The following is a 17,743-nucleotide window of genomic DNA, read 5'->3' as shown; positions in this document are numbered from 1 at the left end:
ACTGAGGAGAACTGTGAGTTTCTCGGTGTGGGCGCCCGCGCACGAACGCGTCCGGGTGCGGGTCGACGGCCGCGACCACGCGATGACGGCGGGCGACGGCGGGTGGTGGCACTGCGACGCCACCGGCGTCGACTACGGGTTCCTGCTGGGCGACTCCGACGACGTGCTGCCCGACCCCCGGTCGCGGTGGCAGCCGAACGGCGTGCACGAGGCGTCCCGCGCCTACGACCACGCGGCGTTCACCTGGACCGACCAGTCGTGGACCGGGCGCGCGCTGCCCGGCGCGGTCGTCTACGAGCTGCACATCGGCACGTTCACGCCCGCCGGCACGTTCGACGGCGCGGTCGAGCGGCTGGACCACCTGGTCGACCTCGGCGTCACGCACGTCGAGGTGCTGCCGGTGAACTCGTTCGACGGCACGGCGGGCTGGGGCTACGACGGCGTGCTGTGGGGCGCGGTGCACGAGCCGTACGGCGGCCCGGACGGGTTCAAGCGGTTCGTGGACGCCTGCCACGCGCGCGGGCTGGCCGTGGTGTTGGACGTGGTCTACAACCACCTCGGGCCGTCCGGCGCGTACCTCGACCGGTTCGGGCCCTACTTCGCGGGCAGCAACGACTGGGGACCGGGCCTGAACCTCGACGGCGAGGGCTCCGACGAGGTCCGCCGGTACGTGATCGACAACGCGCTGGGCTGGCTGCGGGACTTCCACGTCGACGGGCTGCGGCTCGACGCCGTGCACGCCCTCGTGGACCGCAGCGCGCTGCACGTGCTGGAACAGCTCGCCGTCGAGGTGGAGGCGCTGTCGGCCGCCGTGCGCAGGCCGTTGACGCTGATCGCCGAGTCGGACCTGAACGACGCCAGGCTCGTCACCGCGCGGGAAGGCGGCGGCTACGGCCTGCACGCCCAGTGGGACGACGACCTGCACCACGCGCTGCACGTGGCGTTGAGCGGCGAGACGTTCGGCTACTACCCGGACTTCGAGGGCGCGCTGGGCCGGACGTTGCGGGAGGTGTTCTTCCACGCGGGCACCTGGTCGTCGTTCCGCGGTCGCAGCCACGGCCGGCCGGTGGACCGCGACCGCCTGCCCGGCCACCGGTTCCTGGCCTACCTCCAGAACCACGACCAGGTCGGCAACCGCGCCACCGGCGACCGGCTGTCGGCGACGGTGTCGTGGCGGCGGCAGGCGGTGGGCGCGGCGATCGTGCTCTGCTCCCCGTACACGCCGATGATCTTCATGGGCGAGGAGTGGGCGGCGAGCACGCCGTGGCAGTTCTTCGCGTCGTTCCCGGACCCGGAGCTGGCCGAGGCGGTGCGCACGGGGCGGCGGCGCGAGTTCGGCCGGCACGGGTGGGGCGAGTCCGAGGTGCCCGACCCGATCGACCCGGAGACCGTGCGGCGGTCGACGCTGCGCTGGGACGAGGTGTCCGAGCCCGGCCACCGGGAGCTGCTCGACCTCTACCGGGCGTTGATCGCGCTGCGCCGCACCCGGCCGGAGCTCGCGGATCCGCGGCTGGACCGGTTCGTGGTGCGCGAGGAGGACCGGGTGCTCGTGCTGCACCGGGGCTCGCTGCGGGTGGTGTGCAACCTCGGGGACGACACCGAGGTGCGGCTCGACGTCGAGGCGGGCGAGGTGCTGCTCGCGTCGGCGGAGGTGAAGGTGGACGGGCAGGCGGTGCACCTGCCCGCCGATTCCTTCGCGATCGTCGACCGCGCGGTGGTCACACCCCCGGGTCGGGGGTGAGCCAACCCACCTCGCTGAGCTTCTCGGCCAACAGCCGACCGGCCGACTCGACCTGGTCAGCCAGCTGTCTTCGCACCTCGGGCCGGTCCTCGCCGGAGTGCTGCGCCGCCTCGTAGGCCGCGACCAGCCGGCGTGCCGCGTTGACCACCTCGATCCCCGGCCACTCGGCGACGGGTGGGGGTCCGCCGTCCGGTTCGGGGGAGGTGTTGACGGCGCGCACCGCCTGCCGCGGCCCGAGCTCGGTGGAGAGGTCGAGCAGCTTCAGCGCGATCGTGTGCAGCTTCACGTTGTGGTGCTGTGACATCCGCACGAGGAGCTGGAAGCCCTCCTGGGGCGTGCAGCCCTGCACGGCGGATATCAGGCCGGTGGCCTGCCCGATCACGGTGCGCGTCTGCACCGCTTTGCGCAGTCCCACGATCTCGGCCTCAAGGCTGGCGATCCGCGCGGTCAGCGAATCGTGCCCGTTGTCCCCGACCACGGTCGGGCTCCTCTCTCGCACGTCGGTACCGGTCAGCCAGGCCAGCAGTGCGAGAGCGTGGAGGCACGCGGGTGCCAGCACCGGCAAGCCCACAGCTCTCGCTGACCCTGGTGCCCTTTCGGGTGCCGGGTGGCTTGCGGCTGGCTTTTCAACCGCGTAGACGATCACCGTAGTAGAGGACGGGCGGTCCGGCGCAACTGGAGCCGGTTTCAGCGTGGCGGGAGCACGCAGAACTCGTTGCCCGCCGGGTCCGCGCACACCACCCACGGCAGGGCCGGGTCGGCGTCGACCACCCGGGCGCCCAGGCCGGTCAGCCGTTCCACCTCGGCGTCCCGGTCGCCGTCGGACGCGAGGTCGAGGTGCAGCCGGTTCTTCACCGACTTGGGCTCGGCCACGGGTTGTAGCAGCAGCATCGGGCCGTCGCCTGCCAGCTCGGTGTACTCCACCCCTTTGGGATCGGTCCAGCGGCGCGCCACGTGCCGCCCGAGGGCCGCGCACCAGAACTCCTCCACGGCCTTGACCTGGTCGGACGGGCAGTCGACGGCGATGGCGAGGATGCGTGAGGTCATGCCGTCGTAGTTTCCCCGACCGGGCGACGGGTACCCGTCGGACGGCAACGAGACCCGACGAGAGGAACGGTCATGGGGACCGACGACAAGGTCAGCAACAAGGCCGAGGAGCTCAAGGGCAAGGCGAAGGAAGCCGTCGGCGACGCCACCGACAACGAGCAGTGGCAGGCCGAGGGCCGCGCCGACCAGGCCAAGGGCTCGCTCAAGCAGGCAGGGGAGAAGGTCAAGGACGCCTTCCGTGGCGACGACCGCTAGCAGGACCGCCGGCGCCGCCGAGTTCGTGCCCGAGGGCGCGGACCTGGCGGCGCTCCGCCGTGCGGCCACCGGCTGCCGCGGCTGCGAGCTGTACAAGCCGGCCACCCAGACCGTGTTCGGGTCGGGGCCGGAGGACGCCAGGCTGGTGCTCGTCGGCGAGCAGCCCGGTGACGTGGAGGACCGGCAGGGCGAGCCGTTCGTCGGGCCCGCCGGCCGGTTGCTGGACAAGGCGCTGGACGAGGCCGACCTGGCCCGTGAGGGCGTCTACCTGACCAACGCGGTCAAGCACTTCAAGTTCGTGCCCGCCGAGCGCGGAAAGCGGCGCATCCACAAGACGCCGTCCCGCGGCGAGGTCGTGGCCTGCCTGCCGTGGCTGGACGCCGAGCTGGCGCGCATCCGGCCCGCCCTGGTGGTGTGCCTGGGCGCGACCGCCGCGAAGGCCGTGCTGGGGCCGTCGTTCAAGGTCACCGAACGCCGGGGCCGGGTGGAGCGCGTCGAGGACTACGACGTGATCGCGACCGTGCACCCTTCCGCGGTGCTCCGCGCTCCCGACCGTGATGAGGCTTACCGGGGGTTCCTCGCCGACCTGCGGGCCGTGCGGGCCCACCTGGCCGGCTCGTAGCACGTGAAACGGCCCCCTGACCACTTCCCGCACCAGGTGCGGGCCGAGCTGGACTGGGCTCGGGGCCACGGGGGCCGGGTGGCTGCCTGGGATTCGCCCAGACCACCTGGGAAAGGTCGGTCCTAGCGGACAGCCACCTCACGACGAGTCCTATAGCTATTCAACTTCGGACCACCTCCTTCCTCGTGTACCACGAACCTATGCGAGCTCCGGCGGGCCTCGCAACGGAAATACCGGTTCGGTCCAGCGGGGTGGTCCGGTCCACCGCCACGGCCGATTCCCGCCGGACGGGAATGCGGTGCGGCGGCACGATCGTGGCATGAACTTCGACGGCAAGGTCGCCCTGGTCACGGGCGGTAGCAGGGGTATCGGTGCGGCGATCGCGGTGCGGTTGGCGGAGTTGGGGGCGGATGTCGCGATCACGTACCGGAACGAGCCCGGGGACGTGGTGGACCGGGTGAAGGCGCTCGGGCGGCGGGTGGTGGCCGTGCGGGCGGACAGCGGTGACGCGGAGGCGGTGGTGGCGGCGGTCGAGGAGGCCGTGGCCGTGCTGGGGCGGTTGGACGTGCTGGTGAACAACGCGGGCGAGTTCATCGTCGGTCCCGTGGAGGAGCTGGGGGTGGCGGAGTTCGACCGGACGTTCGCCGTGAACGTGCGGGCGGCGTTCCTGGCGGTGAAGGCGGCGCTGCCGCACCTCGGGCCGGGTGGCCGGGTGATCGGCATCGGCAGCAACGTGTCCCAGCGGGCGGTGTTCCCCGGGTTCTCGCTGTACGCGGCGTCGAAGGCGGCGCTGGTGGGGATGACGAAGGCGTTGGCGCGCGAGCTGGGGCCGCGGGGGATCACGGTGAACCTGGTGCACCCCGGTGCGACGGACACCGCCTTGAACCCGGCGGACGGCGCGGGGGCGGACGTGGTGCGCGGGTTCACCGCCTTGGGGCGGTACGCGGAGCCGGCGGAGATCGCGGCGGCGGTGGCGTTCCTGGCGTCCGACGAGGCCCGTTACGTGACGGGCGCGCAGCTCCACGCCGACGGCGGCTTCACCGCCTGACCCCACCCTCACGAGAGTCGAACGCTCAGGTCCCGTGAGTCGAACACTCAGGACCCCCGAGTTCCACACCCGGGTGTGGAACTCGGGGGTCCCGAACGTGGGACACGCGGGCGCTGAGCGTTCGACTCGCGCGGTGGGTCAGCTCGCGTTCACGTCGATGCAGGCGTAGAACGCGTTCGAGGTGTCACCGATGTTCCAGATGGCGAGCACCGTCTGGCGGCCGGTGGCGCCCAGGTTCACCGTGTGCGACACGGTGGCCGGGGGTTGCTGCATGCCGCCGTCGAAGAAGCCGACCCGCCTGCCGCCCACGTAGTACTCGTAGTTCGCGGTGCGGTGCCGGGCGGTGAAGGTCCAGTTGAACGTGACGGTCTGGCCGGTGCTCGCGACCTTCCAGCCCTTGGTGTTGTCGTTCAACTCGGCGAACCGGGCGACGCCACCGTTGCAGCTGCGCAGGCCCTTGGGACCTTCGACGCTCTGCGGCTCGTACTTGATGTCGCCGCACGGCACCAGGCCGCGGGCGCACTGCGCCTGCCTGCTGGCGGGCGACGAGACGTACCCGTGCGCGAACGCGGGTGCCGAGGGCAGGGCGACCGTCACGAGCGGCGCGACGAGCACGCCTGCCGCCACCGCGGCGATCCTTCGGCGGAGTGACATGGGGACTCCTCTGATCGGATGGGCGGAAACGCTTGTGGCGAACGCCAACCCGAGTGCGCTGGGTGGAGCGTTCACCCAAACGCGGCGGCAGGTCTAGACCATACTCTCTGTGATTGCCCCGTGACAACCATCAACCTCCGATGGCCCTCGGTGGCCTGTTCTGCCCGGACGAAGCTGGCGGTGTTCGGGGTCGGTTGAACGGACACGGGCGGTTGGTCATCCGTTCTGGGGGCGCACGTGCCGGCGGGTGTGGGAAAATGACCTTGATGGCCCACGGACACAGCGCGCGGATCGACGCGGCGAGCCTCCCGGTGGAGTTCGTGGCGTTGATCGAGCGCCTCGGGCCGGGGGAAGAGCTGGTCGTCACGCGGGACGGTCGGGCGATCGCGACGATCTCGGGCACGGGGGACGCCGTCGTCGCGGACGAGGTGTCCGGGCGGCCGGCGGTGGACTACGGCGACGTGACGGTGGTGGCGACCGCGATGAAGCTGTCCGCGTCGGCGCGGGCGGCGTTGTCCGCGGAACTCGGTCCGGACTACATCGTGCTCGACATGCACGCCGCGCCGACGACGGCGGACGTGCTGCTGGTGCCGCCGGGCAGCCCGCAGTTGATCGGAGCCCTCCGGGACCTGTACCCCGGGGCGCGGGTGGTCGTCGCGGAGATCGAGGACCGGGAGCTGGGCATCAGCTACCGCGGCCCGGTCCGGCGCATGCTGGAAGCGGGCGCGGAGACCTACCTGATGTCGTCCACGATCCCCGTGCTGGCCAAGCAGCTCGACCAGGCCGTCACGCAACGGCCGCAGCTCGGTGACGGCGCCGCGGCGCGGCTGGGGATCGACGCCGGGACCGAGTCGAGCGCTCCCCGGTAGCCCCGTACGAGAGTCCCCGGTCCACGTCGTCGACGGCACCCTCCGGTCAGCGGGTGGCGGTTCCCGGCCGGAGCACCCGCTCGACGTGCGCGCGCAGCTCGTCCGAGCCGAGCACGGTGGTCAACGGCGAGGTGGCGATGGCGGTCGACCGCTCGTCCGCGCTCTCGGCGATGGCGTCCGCCGTGCGCCCGCTGCCGCGCAGCACGACCAGCGGCCGGTTGCGCCCCAGGCTGTGCTCGGCGTCGTCGAACGTGATCGGGCCGCCGTTCACCAGCACGGTCAGCGACGGCTCTGACCCGGCGACCACGTCCGCCACGTCGGCCAGCCACGGCGACTCGTCACCCCACGCGGCACCGGGCACGAGCACCAGGTGGGTGTGGTTCGGCTCGAACTCGTCCAGGTCCACCGCCACCTCGGCAGCCACCCCGACCAGCGGGAACGTCCCGCCTGCCGCCGCCCGCGCCCGCCCGACGGCCCGCATCACGCCGACGTCCGTGCCACCGTCGACCACCACCGCGCCGCACGCGTCCAGCATCGGCACCAGGTCGCTCAGCACCGGCACCAGCGCGTCGAGGTCGCCGCCCGCCATCCCGCCCGCGCCGCCGACCAGCACCAGCACCGGCCGCCCGACCGGCAGCCCGGCCGCGGTCAACCCGGCCTTCGACGTGACCCGAACCCTGTCCACGATCGGCGACCGTACCCGCGCACGGCCCGTGCCACCGCGCTTCCGCAGCGTGGTCGGCGGGGTCCGGGGGCCGTTCGTCGTAGACCCGGTGGCCGTCGGGCGGATTATCCGTTCGGCCACTCCCGGACATGTGCGTGTTCGTGCATGATGGAATCGGGCGGTATCGGGGAGGCGGCCGGTATGACCGTGGAAACACCAGAAGAACTGTCCTCGGACTTGGTGGACCTCGCTTCGACGTCGTTGTCCGAGATGAGAACTCTGCGCGACACCGTGCTCGACCAGGCCGTTCACCGCACGCTCGACCAGTTCCGGCTGGGTCGCTTCGGTGATTCGGTGCAGGAGCAGGCTTCGTGAACCAGGTCGGGCTGAGCACTCACCGCTTACCCCGATTCGTGTTCGACGAGATCTGCGCGGGACCGGTCTCCGCGGCCGGAATGGCAATTTTGCGGAGAACGCAGTACAGCGTCCGCAAGCTCCGCTTGCGCGCATTCCTGGAGGCGGCTTCCCGGGTCGTGGACCGGCTCGGTCCGTTCGCGGACCTCGACGGGGCGTGGACGTTGCTGTCCGAAGTGGAGCGGGTCGCGCCGGACGTCGTCGAGGACGTGCTGATGCACCACTCGGTGGGCGTCTGGCTGAGCCGCGCCCTGCGCCAGGTGGTGGGCACGGCCGGTGACGCGACCCCGCTGTGGTCGGAGGTCGGCTGGTTCCACGCCGTCGCCGCCGCCGCGGCCGTCCGGAGTGGACGACCGTGCGCGGTCACCGTGCCGGTGGTGCACGGCGCCGTGACGCTGCCGACGGTCGGCGCGTACCGGTTGGTGGGCCGGTTCCCGGTCGGTCAGGCCCGCGTGGTCAACTCGGCGGCCGGCACGGTGGTCGAGGTGCCCGGTGCCGTGCGGTGGCAACCCGTCCGGCGGCACCGCAGCTCGGCCCGCGGCCACACCGTCGAGGTGGTGGTGGACGACCTGGGCCCGTACCGCGAGTTCGGCGGGCCCGTGCCACCCGACCCGCTCGGGGACGCCGAGTGGGACGAGTGGCTCAAGTACCTGGACGAGGCGTGGGAGCTGCTGACCGCGTGGCACCCCGGCGCGGCGGAGGAGCTGTCGGCGGGGCTGTCGACCGTCGTGCCGCTGGACGCGCGCCGGGCCGTGTTCGCGGCGTCCTCGTCGGCGGCGTTCGGCGCGATCGCCCTGTCGCCCAAGCGGTCCGCGACGGAGTTCGGCGAAGCGCTCGTGCACGAGTTGCAGCACTCCAAGGTCAACGCGCTGCTGGACCTGGTCGACCTGCACACCTCCGACGGCGCGCCGCGCCACTACGCGCCGTGGCGGGACGACCCCCGTCCGGTGGAAGGGCTGCTGCACGGCGTGTACGCGTTCGTCAGCGTGGTGGAGTACTGGCACGCCCAGCGCGGCCTCGTGCCCCCGGACCTGGTCCGGCGCGCCGAGTTCGCGCTCGCCTACCGGGCCCGGCAGGTCGGGCTCGCCGTGGACGGCGTGCGCGGGTTGGTCGACCTCACCGACCTGGGGCGCGAGTTCGTCGCGGCGGTGGCCGTGCGGCTCGCGGCGTGCGGCCCGGTGGACGTGCCGCCCGAGGTGGCGGAGGCGGCCGAGGACATCACCGCCGAGCACGCGTCCACGTGGCGGCTGCGGCACGTCCGCCCGGATGCCCGCGCGGTCGGGGACGCGGTCGCGGCGTGGCTGGACGGCGGTCCGTTCGACGGCCGCACGCGCGGCCGGGGCACGGTCGTGCCCGCGGCGGGCTCGGGCGAGTCGCTGCTCGCGGCGCTGCTCAAGCTGCGGGTGCTGGACCCGCGCGAGTTCGACCGGGCGCGGCACCGCGACGGGCCGGACTTCGCCTACCTGCGAGGCGCGCGGGAGGCCGCCGCCGAGGGGTATGCCGCGCGGGTGCGGGCCATGCCGCACGACGTGGCCGCGTGGGCGGGCTTGGGCCTCTCCTTGCGCTCGGACGTGCTGCGGCGTGCGCCCGAGCTGGTGCGCGCGGTGCACCGCGGCGTGGCCGTGCGGACCGGCGTGGCACCGTCACCGGTGGACCTGGCGACCTGGTTCGACCGCGCCGCCCGCCCCGGCTGAGCCGGCGGGTGGTCACCCGACCCACAGCCAGGCGAGGTCGCTGTAGTTCCTCACGTCCACGTGCCGCCGCAGGAACGCGGGGTCGCGCGGGTCGACTTCCGCGAGCTTGTACATCGTGTCGGAGATCAGGACCACCAGGTCGGCGTCCTCGTTGTCGGTCACCGCGTCGCGTAACGCGGGGCAGTCGATCAAGCGCCCCAGCGTGACCGCGGGCTCTCCGACGAATCCCAGCCCGGTCGGGGCGACGGAACCCGCCGTGACCGACACGCGGAGCCTTAATCGGTCCGGTGAGTTTCTGTTGTTCGTGCGCAGCAGCTCTCGCCAGGCTTCCAGGAGCAGCGGCAGGACACGCACCATGTCCACCTCCGCACCGAGGAACGTCATGACACTATCTCCGCCAGGCTGTGAGTCGACGGTGGCGCGGTTGAGGTCGAGGCAGTCGATGACGGCGTCGACGAGGTCGAGCAGCCGGTGCTGCGCCTCCAGGCGCTTGGTCCCGGAACGAGTGCCGTACTGGACTATGTCGACCAGAAACCCCATACGCACGGACATGGCGGGCATCGGCCTCTTCCCGACGAGCATCACGTGCACCGCGTGCCGCACCACGGCCTGCTGTTCGAGTGACAGGCGGTTCTTGAGCACGGTTTGCACGAGGCGGTGCAGTTGCAGCGTGTTGCCGCGCCGGTCGATCTTCGCCAGGCTGTAGCGGCTGATCTGGCCGATCGCCCGGCCGAGGAGGATGGGGTCGGCGAGCGCGGTGGCGAGGGGCTCCGGCACCTCGGCACCGCTCGCGTCCTCGAACAGCCGCAGCGGGATCGGTTCCAGACCGAGGAACGCGCACAGCTGGAGCAGTTGGAGGGCAGCCGGGTGGTGCTCCTCGAGGTCGTTGAAGGCCACGTTCCACGCGGCGGCGACCGAGAGCTGGTCGTCCGAGGTGCCGGCCTCCAGCAACTCGACCCGGTTCTGCTCCAGCAGTCGCAGGTACTGCGACACCTGCATGAGGGTCTGGGCGTGCCACGCGGCGGCTTGTTCGACGGCCAGCGGGAGGTCGCCGAGGGCTTCGGCGAGGGCGTCGGCTTCGGCGTCGTCCAGGTCGCCCGCGCGGCGGTGCAGCAGCTCGATGCTCTCCGCGCGGGTGAACACGTCGACGTCGACCAGTCGGGCGAAGCCGGCCCACTCGGAGTTGCGGGAGGTGACGACGATGTGGCCGTTGCCCGCGGGGAAGTACCGGCGCACGTCCTGCGGGCGGTCGGCGTTGTCGAACACCAGGATCCACCGGCGGTAGGGCGCGCCCCGGCGCAACGCGTCGACCACGGCGGGCACAGCGCGGTCGGCGGTCCCCGCACCCGCCACGCCCAGCCGTTCGGCCAGCTCCACGAACGCCCGGTCGACCGACTCGGGGTGCGACGCCGGGATCCACCACACCACCTCGTACTCCGAGGCGTGCCGGTGGACGTACTCGGCCACGGTGTGCGACTTGCCGACCCCGCTCATGCCGCGCAGCGCCACCGGGAGCACGGGGTTCGCACCCACCGGGCCCAGCCACAGGCGCAACTGCCCGAAGACGTCCTCGCGGTCGACGGAGTGCGCATTGCGGGCCGGTACCTGACCCCACACTTGAGGCGGTTGACCGAGATCGTCCACGGGTGTGTCTCCATTCGCGCGGATCACGCCTCCCGGACCGCCGGGTGGGGCTCGTCCTCCGGATCGGGCTTCGGCACGTCCGACACCGGTCGGGAACCGCGCGACGCCAGGTCCTGGGCGCGCGCCTACCAGCCCAGGGCGGCGGTTCGCCCTGGACGTCGGTGTCGGGGGGCCGGTGACCGGGTTGGCCGGTCACCGGCGGGTGGTCAGAACTGCATGGTGTCGGTGTCGCAGTCGGCTCGGACGTACTGGGTGGCCGCGATCGTGCCGGGGTGCTCGTCGCCGAGGACCTTGCGGTACCCGGTCACCGTCCGGGCGTGCAGCACCGCCGCCGCGTTCTCGTCGCCGAGCTCGGCCAGGTCCAGCGACAGGTTCACCGCGATCGCCAGGGTCGACGGGTGGTCGGCGCCGAGCACCCGGGTGGACCGCTCGAGGGTGTCCTCGTCCAACGCCCTGGCCTCGGCGTGGTTGCCCGCCGCGGCCAGGTCGCTGGCCAGGTTCGTCGACGCCACCAGGGTGAAGGGGTGGTCCACGTCGAAGACACCGGTCAACGACGCGCGCAGCTCCCGGTCGAGGGCCAGCGCCGCGTCGATCTCGCCCCGCGCCCGGTGCGTCACCGCCAGGGCGATCCCGGTGACCAGGGTGTACGGGTGGTTGCGGCCCACGATCCGCTGGAACGTCTCGTGGCTGCGCCGGGCGAGTTCCACCGACCGGTCCAGCTCGCCGAGGTGGCGCAGGTCGAGGGCGAGGTTCATCCGCGCCGTCGTGGTGTCGATGTGCTCGTCGCCGTGCCGCTTGCGGTAGCGCTTGAGGACGTCCTCGATCACGTCGCGGGCGCGCGTGTGCTCGCCCGCCTTGCGCAGCGCGACCGCCAGGCTCCGCGCCGCGCCGATCACCTGCGGGTGGTCGTCGCCGAACAGCTCCCGCTGCACCGCCAGCGACTCGTCCTGCCGCCGCGCGGCCTCGGCGTAGTGCCCGAGCTCCCGCATGTCCATGGAGACGCTGTTGTGCGAGGCGAAGGTGAGCGGGTGGTCGGCGCCCAGCACCGCTTCCCGCTTGCGCAGCACGTCCCGGTCGATCTCGTGCGCCTTGGCGTAGTCGCCCATCAGCCGGAACGAGCTGGCCAGGTTGTTGCCGTAGGCCAGGGTCAGCGGGTCGTCCTCGCCCAGGATCTCCACGGCGCGGTCGTAGACGCGTTGCCGGGTCAGCAGTTCCTCGCCGAAGACGCCCTGGGCGCGTTGGTCGAGGGCGAGGGTGTCGAGCATGTTCAGCATGCCCTCGTGGTCGTCGCCGATGACCTCGCGGAACAGCTCGTAGGTGCGCTGGTTGAGGGCGCGGGCTTCTTCGATGCGGCCCAGGCGGCGCAGGGAGATGCCGTAGCGGCGGGTGATCTCCAGCGTGTCGAACTCCCTTTCGCCCAACGACCTGCGCCACGACTCCGAGGCTTGGCCGGCCAGGTCGCGGGCGCCGCCGAAGTCGCCGGAGTTGAGCAGGTAGCGGACCAGGTTCAGCACCAGGACGCGGACCCACTTGTCCTGGCAGTCGACGACCCGGGACACCAGGGCGTGCGGCAGGAGTTCGGCGTAGCGGGGCCAGTTGGTGGAGGCGTCGGGGTCGCCCGGGTCGCCCTTGGTCAGCAGCACGTGCACCGCGTGCCGCATCAGCTCCTGCTCGTCGGGGTTCAGCCGGTTCTTCAGCACGGTCTGGACGAGGCGGTGCAGTTGCAGGGCGTTGTTGCGGTGATCGATCTTGGCGAGGCTGTAGCGGCTGATCTCGCGGATCGCCCGGCTGAGCTTGATCGGGTCGTTGAGCGCCTCGCGCAGCGCGTCCGGCACGGCCAGGTCGCGCACGCCGCGGAACAGCTTCTGGGAGATCGGTTCGGGGCCGAAGAACGCGCAGACGTGCAGGAACTGGAACGCCGCCCGGTGGTGGTTCTTGAGGCGGTTGAGCGGGACGTTCCACGCCGCCGCCACCGGGAGCTGGTCCTCGCTGGACGTGCCCGCTTCCAGCAGCTCGGTGCGGTTCTGCTCCAGCAGTTGCAGGTACTCCGAGACCTGCATGCCGGTCTGGGCGCGCCACGCGGCGGCCTGCTCCACGGCCAGCGGGAGGTCGCCGAGGGCTTCGGCGAGGGCGTCGGCTTCGGCGTCGTCCAGGTCGCCCGCGCGGCGGTGCAGCAGCTCGATGCTCTCCGCGCGGGTGAAGAGGTCGACCGCGACGGGTCGGGCGAAGCCACCCCACTCGGAGTTGCGCGAGGTGACGACGATGTGGCCGTTTCCCGCGGGGAAGTACTGGCGCACGTCCTGCGGCCGGTCGGCGTTGTCGAACACCAGGATCCACCGGCGGTAGGGCTCGCCGAGGCGCAGCGCCTCCAGCACGGCGGGCACCGCGGTCTCGGCCGACCCCGAGGCGGCGACGCCGATCTTCTTGGCCAGCTCCACGAAACCGGCCTTGATCTGGGCGGGTTGCTCCGCCGAGATCCACCACACCACCTCGTACTCCGAGGCGTGCCGGTGGATGTACTCGACCACGGTCTGCGACTTGCCGACACCGCCCATGCCGTGCAGCGCCTCGGGCAGCACGGCCGTCGGCCCCGCCTCGCCGAGCCGCAGGCGCAGCTGCTCCAGGAGGTCGTCGCGGCCGACGAAGTCCGGGTTGCGCAACGGCACGTGACCCCACACCTGCGGCTGTGTGGAACCGGGCTGCCGCTCGCCGGTGAACAGGGGGCTACCGGGAGCGTTCACGTCTTCTCCTTCACGCGGCAGCGACCCGACCACTGGCGCCGGAGGTCGGGTGTCGATGTTCGTCACAGAGTCGTTCTCCTGGTTCGTGCCGTTCGCGGACCCGTCGGGCGGAAGGCGGGTCCGGTCACCCAGGCCGAGCACCCGTCTGATGCGCTGCGACCTGCGGGCGTAGGGGCCGGAGAGCGCGCGGAAGACCGCTTCCTGGACCTTCAGGTACGGCACGTTCTCCGGGGACGGTTCCGGTTCCGCGGTGCCGTCGGGTTCGTCGAGCGCGAGCCGGAAGTTGCGCAGCGCCTCGTTGTCGTCACCCGCGTACTCGTCGAGCACGCGCGCGACCCGGGCGGTGTCCGAGCGCCGCGACGTGGCCAGCAGCTCCTCCCGCACACCGGCGTCGAAGTCGTAGGCCACCGCGTCGGTCGCGCCGTCCGCGTCGGGCAGCCGCGTCATCAGCCCGCCGAGCATCACCTCGGCCAGCGCCGAGAGGTCCGAGCCGGGCAGCAGCACGCGCTGCACCAGGCCCATCAGCTTCGGGTTCAGCGGTGTGGCGGCCAGCAGGCCCGCGAGCTGGAACCCGTCCACCGACGCGTAGGTGCGGAACTTCAGCACCCGCTCGGCCGCGGTCGGCGGCTCGTCGTCGTCCTCGCGCGCCGGCGGTGCGGCGACCTGCGGCGTCACGATCGCCGCGGTCGTCTCCACCCACTCCGAGCCCGGCGCGGTGATCAGCCTGGCCCACGCCGCCATCCACTCGGCGGACAGCCCGAGCACCGGCACGGCCGTCCCGCCGCGCTCGGCCGTGCCGTCGAAGCGCAGCCGCCGGTTCGGCGCGCCCGGCCCGGGCGCGGACAGGCGCATCCGCCGGGTCGGCAGGCCGCCCCACGACCACAGCCGCTGCGCCAGCGTCTGCACCACCGCGACCGGCATCGACCGGCCCCACGCGTGCAGCACGTGCCCGACCGCGCCGCTGTGCCAGGCGCGGCCGATGGTGTCGGTGAGCACCAGCACGATCCGGTTGCCGGTCGGCTCGACCAGGTACCGCCACGCGTGCTCCGCACCGCCCTCGGACCGCAGCGTCACGTCCCGCGCGGCGGTGGGCGAGCTGTCCAGCTCGTAGACCCGCACGTCGCGGAACGCGCCCTGCCGCTCCAGCAGCACCCGGAACTCGCGCACGGTCTGCCGCCACAGCTCGGCCGCCACCGCCGTGTCGACCACCAGCGCCACCTCGAACCGCCGCCACGGCGCGGCCCGCCACTCGGGCAGCCACAGCCCGTCCCGGGCGGCCCGCACCGCGGTGGCCTCCTCGTCCAGCGCCTTGAGCCGGGGCGACGGCTGGCGGCGCGCCAGCGGTCGCAGCGCCCGGCTGATGCCCCGGCGCTCGGGCAGCGCGGGCACGGTCGGCCACGCGGACACCGCGCTGACCGTGCCGCCCACCGCGAGCACCGGGTCGACCCGCGCCAGCGTCGTCGGCGTCTGCGTCCACCGCTCGATGCGCGCCTGGTCGTGCTCCACCTCGCCGGCGGGGTCCGGGGCGGGCGGCGGGGTGTCGTCGCGGGGTGGTGCCTCGGCGGGCGGTGGTGGAACGGGTGGTTCGTCGGCCCGCGGCGGCGGGTCGTCGGTTCCGGCGGTCGGTTCCGGCGCGGGTCGGCGCAGCGCGCCGGCGAGCCACAGCGAGTCCCGGACCTCGCGCAGGGTCAGGTCCGCCGTGCGCAGCACCTCCACCCGGCCGTCGGTCGCGTCGAGGTGCTGGAGCAGCACCTCACCGGCCGGCGGCTCGGCCCGCGATCCGGTCATCCGGCCTCCGCGGACAACGGGTGCCAGATCGCCTTGAGCAGCTCCGACCACTCCTCGTCGGGCTGGTAGGCCCCCGACGTGGCCAGGTGCACGGCGTTGAGCAGCTGGTCGGCCGACACCGTGCCGACGTCGGCGCGGTGGGCCAGGAAGTCGGCGATGAGCCGCGCCACGTCCACGCCGTGCGCGTCGCCGAAGTGCACCGCCACCATCTCGCCCAGCTGCTCCTGGCCGGGCTGCCGCACGTGCAGCCGCAGGCAGCGGCGCAGGAACGCGGGCGGGAACTCGCGCTCGCCGTTGCTGGTGATGATCACGATCGGGAACTCGCGGCAGCGCACGACGCCGTGGCGCACGGTCGCGGTGTGCCCCCGGTCGGCGGTCAGCACCTCGACCTCGTCGCGGTGCTTGGCGTACCGGACCAGCTCGGGGATCTCGTACTCGCCTTCCTCGAACACGTTGAGCAGGTCGTTGGGCAGGTCGATGTCGCCCTTGTCCAGTTCGTCGATCAGCAGCACGCGCGGGAGGTCGTAGGGCAGCAGCGCGGTGCCCAGCGGCCCGAGGTGGATGTAGTCGCCGATCCCGGAGTCCGGGTCGTGCGCGCCCGCCGCCTGCACCCGGGCGATCGCGTCGTACAGGTACAGACCGTCCTTGAGCGCGGTGCGGCTGGTGATCGGCCAGCGCAGCACCGGTCCCAGCCCCAGCTCCCGCGCGATCAGGTAGGCCAGGGACGACTTGCCCGTGCCCGGCGCGCCGGTGACCAGCAGCGGGCGGCGCAGCCGGATCGCGGCGTCGACCATCGCGACCTCGTTGGGGTGCGGTGTCCGCCGGACCGCGCGCACGCCGCCCACCCGGCGGTCGCCCTCGCCGCCGTCGTCGGTGGGCCGGGAGGTGTTGCCGCGGCCGGTGAACGTCCGCCAGGGCGGTGGCGGCGGCAGGTCCGCGACCGGTGTCCGCGCGACCTCGCCCGTGCCGCGGTAGACGGTGCCGGAGTGGTGCTCGCCGGAGTGGACCTGGCCGTCGTTCATCCGACCGCAACCCCTTCCCGGGGCGGACCCGGTTGGCTGGGCACGACGATCCGCTCCGGGTCGTCGTACAGGATCGTCAGCGCCTCGCCGACGTGGCGGCGCGTGCCTTCCTTGTACGCCGTGTTCCGGGCCAGGCGCACGCGCTCCAACAGGTGCAACTCGTCCTCGCCGTGCAGCACCGAGTCGACCACGTCGGAGAACTCGGGCGTGCCGCAGTCGTGCCGGTGCCACACCATCAGCGGCACGCCCGCCTTCACCCCGGCGGCGACCTCGTCACGGCCCGCGTTCTCCGGCCTCGGCGGCGCGGACAGCACCAGCGAGACGAGGCCGCGTTCGGTGGTGAACTGCGTCAGCAGCTCGCGCAGGCCCTGGTCGGTGCCGTTCGACGCCCGGCACGTCGAGGTGCGCGAGAGGCCGGTGGCGCGACCGAGCTGCCCGGTCAGCTCCGCCCACCGCTGCCGCCACTCCCGGTGGTACTTGCGGGTGGTCATCCGCTCCAGGCTGCGGACCACCACGGGGTAGCGGCAGCCCATCGGCTGGGCGAGGTCGGCGTCGTTCTCCCACGGCCACTGGTCGACGTCGAGGTTGATGTTCTCGTAGTCGAGCACGAACTCGACCCGGATGTCCGGGCTGTACTGCGCCCAGTCGTCCTCGACCTTCTCGACCAGCGCGGCGACGTGCCTCTTCACCTCGGCCAGCGTGCCGACCGCGTCCTCGTCGTGCAGCGGCGACCACGGGGTGGGTCCGCCGAGCTGCCGCCACGAGGACACCCGGTACTTCTCGCCGGTCGGCCCCTCGCCGCGTATTTGCAGCACCAGGTAGGCGGGCGAGCCGGGGGCGGGGGTGAGCGGCTGCGCGGTCTCCGGCCGCAGGCTGTCCCGGACCGCGGTCAGCTCGGCCAGCAGGCCCATCGACACGGCCTGCGCCTCGTTCCACCGGTGCAGCTCGATCGCCAGCTCGGTGCGCACGCGCGCGGCGATGTGCTCGACGAACACCAGCGGCCGCGGCACGCCGTCCGGGCCGGCGTTGAGCGTCTCCAGCACCCGGAACACCTCGGCGTACGTGGTGGGGCCGTAGAGGCTCGGAGCCGTCGGGCCGGCCACCACGCGGTAGATGTCCGCGATGTCGGGCACGACCACGCCAGCCAGCAATGTGAACAGCCTTGCTCGATCGGATGTCGGGAAGAGGTCCAACGGCGTCAGTTCCGCGACGACGCGGCGCAATTCAACCATCGCGCGCGTGTCGTGGTCGATGCGGGATACGATACGGACCAGTGCTGATAGGCGTTCCGGACTGCGCTGGCAGACCTCGGCGAGGTTGAACAGATGACCGATCGCGGTCTGGTGCTCCTCGACCAGGAGAGTTTCCCGCAATTCTGCGGACATCATCCGGATGACGAGGTTGCGGCCCGCGCGGTCGGACAGGCTCGGGACGCGCGCCAGCACGTCGACCAGGGGCATGAGCAATCCCCGGCCGCCGTTGTCGTCCGCATGGACCATCGGTGGTCCCCCGTTCGAGCGGTCGGCGCGCAGTGTTCCAA

At 72.5% G+C, this 17,743-nt stretch carries 15 protein-coding genes; 7 read left to right on the top strand and 8 right to left on the bottom strand.

What is annotated here, in order from left to right:
* Nucleotides 1-13 precede the first annotated feature (13 nt).
* On the top strand, nucleotides 14-1,741 hold the full coding sequence (treZ, locus tag ACIQMJ_RS32435) for a malto-oligosyltrehalose trehalohydrolase (RefSeq protein ID WP_499764801.1): 1,728 nt from the start codon (nucleotides 14-16) through the stop codon (nucleotides 1,739-1,741).
* On the opposite strand, the gene ACIQMJ_RS32430 is transcribed toward treZ, so the two are convergent.
* Nucleotides 1,719-2,219: an ANTAR domain-containing protein gene (locus ACIQMJ_RS32430; protein ID WP_499764800.1), complete on the bottom strand. Its 501-nt coding sequence runs from the start codon at nucleotides 2,217-2,219 to the stop codon at nucleotides 1,719-1,721. The two genes, treZ and ACIQMJ_RS32430, sit on opposite strands and share 23 nt — an antisense overlap.
* A 209-nt stretch (nucleotides 2,220-2,428) precedes the next feature.
* On the bottom strand, nucleotides 2,429-2,788 hold the full coding sequence (locus ACIQMJ_RS32425) for a VOC family protein (protein WP_499764799.1): 360 nt from the start codon (nucleotides 2,786-2,788) through the stop codon (nucleotides 2,429-2,431).
* Between the two features lie 72 nt (nucleotides 2,789-2,860).
* Here ACIQMJ_RS32425 and ACIQMJ_RS32420 point away from each other — a divergent pair, with 72 nt between their 5' ends.
* The 3 genes from ACIQMJ_RS32420 (at nucleotide 2,861) to ACIQMJ_RS32410 (ending at nucleotide 4,713) form a co-directional block, all read left to right on the top strand.
* A complete protein-coding gene (locus ACIQMJ_RS32420) occupies nucleotides 2,861-3,043 on the top strand; it encodes a CsbD family protein (RefSeq protein ID WP_498716054.1) in 183 nt (60 codons plus the stop codon).
* Nucleotides 3,027-3,665, top strand: coding sequence for a UdgX family uracil-DNA binding protein (locus ACIQMJ_RS32415; RefSeq protein ID WP_499764798.1), 639 nt, complete (start codon nucleotides 3,027-3,029; stop codon nucleotides 3,663-3,665). The genes ACIQMJ_RS32420 and ACIQMJ_RS32415 overlap by 17 nt, the downstream gene beginning before the upstream one ends.
* Nucleotides 3,666-3,984: 319 nt before the next feature.
* On the top strand, nucleotides 3,985-4,713 hold the full coding sequence (locus ACIQMJ_RS32410; RefSeq protein WP_499764797.1) for an SDR family NAD(P)-dependent oxidoreductase: 729 nt from the start codon (nucleotides 3,985-3,987) through the stop codon (nucleotides 4,711-4,713).
* A gap of 138 nt (nucleotides 4,714-4,851) precedes the next feature.
* Here the strand turns inward: ACIQMJ_RS32410 and ACIQMJ_RS32405 are convergent, their stop codons facing one another.
* On the bottom strand, nucleotides 4,852-5,367 hold the full coding sequence (locus tag ACIQMJ_RS32405) for a lytic polysaccharide monooxygenase auxiliary activity family 9 protein (RefSeq protein ID WP_499764796.1): 516 nt from the start codon (nucleotides 5,365-5,367) through the stop codon (nucleotides 4,852-4,854).
* A 266-nt stretch (nucleotides 5,368-5,633) separates the two neighbouring features.
* Here ACIQMJ_RS32405 and ACIQMJ_RS32400 point away from each other — a divergent pair, with 266 nt between their 5' ends.
* Entirely contained in the window at nucleotides 5,634-6,236 is a 603-nt protein-coding gene (locus ACIQMJ_RS32400; RefSeq protein ID WP_499764795.1) for a hypothetical protein, read from the top strand.
* Nucleotides 6,237-6,282: 46 nt separating this feature from the next.
* Here the strand turns inward: ACIQMJ_RS32400 and ACIQMJ_RS32395 are convergent, their stop codons facing one another.
* Entirely contained in the window at nucleotides 6,283-6,921 is a 639-nt protein-coding gene (locus ACIQMJ_RS32395) for a hypothetical protein (RefSeq protein WP_499764794.1), read from the bottom strand.
* Between the two features lie 180 nt (nucleotides 6,922-7,101).
* On the opposite strand from ACIQMJ_RS32395, the gene ACIQMJ_RS32390 reads away from it, so the two are divergent.
* Nucleotides 7,102-7,275, top strand: coding sequence for an FxSxx-COOH-like cyclophane-containing RiPP peptide (locus ACIQMJ_RS32390; RefSeq protein ID WP_387494570.1), 174 nt, complete (start codon nucleotides 7,102-7,104; stop codon nucleotides 7,273-7,275).
* Nucleotides 7,276-7,364: 89 nt separating this feature from the next.
* Nucleotides 7,365-9,008 (top strand): HEXXH motif domain-containing protein, encoded by a 1,644-nt coding sequence (locus ACIQMJ_RS32385; protein ID WP_499764793.1) that lies wholly within the window; start codon nucleotides 7,365-7,367, stop codon nucleotides 9,006-9,008.
* 12 nt (nucleotides 9,009-9,020) lie between these two features.
* On the opposite strand, the gene fxsT (ACIQMJ_RS32380) is transcribed toward ACIQMJ_RS32385, so the two are convergent.
* The 4 genes from fxsT (ACIQMJ_RS32380) to ACIQMJ_RS32365 form a co-directional block, all read right to left on the bottom strand.
* Nucleotides 9,021-10,652, bottom strand: a complete 1,632-nt coding sequence (fxsT, locus tag ACIQMJ_RS32380) for an FxSxx-COOH system tetratricopeptide repeat protein (protein WP_499764792.1) — start codon at nucleotides 10,650-10,652, stop codon at nucleotides 9,021-9,023.
* 206 nt (nucleotides 10,653-10,858) lie between these two features.
* Nucleotides 10,859-15,181 (bottom strand): FxSxx-COOH system tetratricopeptide repeat protein, encoded by a 4,323-nt coding sequence (fxsT, locus tag ACIQMJ_RS32375; protein WP_499764791.1) that lies wholly within the window; start codon nucleotides 15,179-15,181, stop codon nucleotides 10,859-10,861.
* Nucleotides 15,178-16,203: an AAA family ATPase gene (locus ACIQMJ_RS32370; protein WP_499764790.1), complete on the bottom strand. Its 1,026-nt coding sequence runs from the start codon at nucleotides 16,201-16,203 to the stop codon at nucleotides 15,178-15,180. Before ACIQMJ_RS32370 ends, fxsT (ACIQMJ_RS32375) begins: the two co-directional genes overlap by 4 nt.
* Nucleotides 16,200-17,702: a VMAP-C domain-containing protein gene (locus ACIQMJ_RS32365; RefSeq protein WP_499764789.1), complete on the bottom strand. Its 1,503-nt coding sequence runs from the start codon at nucleotides 17,700-17,702 to the stop codon at nucleotides 16,200-16,202. Before ACIQMJ_RS32365 ends, ACIQMJ_RS32370 begins: the two co-directional genes overlap by 4 nt.
* Nucleotides 17,703-17,743: the final 41 nt, after the last annotated feature.

The sequence above is a fragment of the Actinosynnema sp. NPDC091369 genome, assembly GCF_044757065.1.
Taxonomy (GTDB): domain Bacteria; phylum Actinomycetota; class Actinomycetes; order Mycobacteriales; family Pseudonocardiaceae; genus Actinosynnema.
Note: the sequence above shows the minus strand (reverse complement) of the source record. Positions and strands in the feature narration are given on the sequence as shown.

Coding starts and splice junctions, on each gene's coding strand:
- fxsT (WP_499764791.1), bottom strand. CDS start 15,181: ATGACCGGATCGCGGGCCGAGCCGCCGGCCGGTGAGGTGCTGCTCCAG.
- ACIQMJ_RS32410 (WP_499764797.1), top strand. CDS start 3,985: ATGAACTTCGACGGCAAGGTCGCCCTGGTCACGGGCGGTAGCAGGGGT.
- ACIQMJ_RS32390 (WP_387494570.1), top strand. CDS start 7,102: ATGACCGTGGAAACACCAGAAGAACTGTCCTCGGACTTGGTGGACCTC.
- ACIQMJ_RS32365 (WP_499764789.1), bottom strand. CDS start 17,702: ATGGTCCATGCGGACGACAACGGCGGCCGGGGATTGCTCATGCCCCTG.
- ACIQMJ_RS32405 (WP_499764796.1), bottom strand. CDS start 5,367: ATGTCACTCCGCCGAAGGATCGCCGCGGTGGCGGCAGGCGTGCTCGTC.
- ACIQMJ_RS32370 (WP_499764790.1), bottom strand. CDS start 16,203: ATGAACGACGGCCAGGTCCACTCCGGCGAGCACCACTCCGGCACCGTC.
- ACIQMJ_RS32425 (WP_499764799.1), bottom strand. CDS start 2,788: ATGACCTCACGCATCCTCGCCATCGCCGTCGACTGCCCGTCCGACCAG.
- ACIQMJ_RS32400 (WP_499764795.1), top strand. CDS start 5,634: ATGGCCCACGGACACAGCGCGCGGATCGACGCGGCGAGCCTCCCGGTG.
- ACIQMJ_RS32420 (WP_498716054.1), top strand. CDS start 2,861: ATGGGGACCGACGACAAGGTCAGCAACAAGGCCGAGGAGCTCAAGGGC.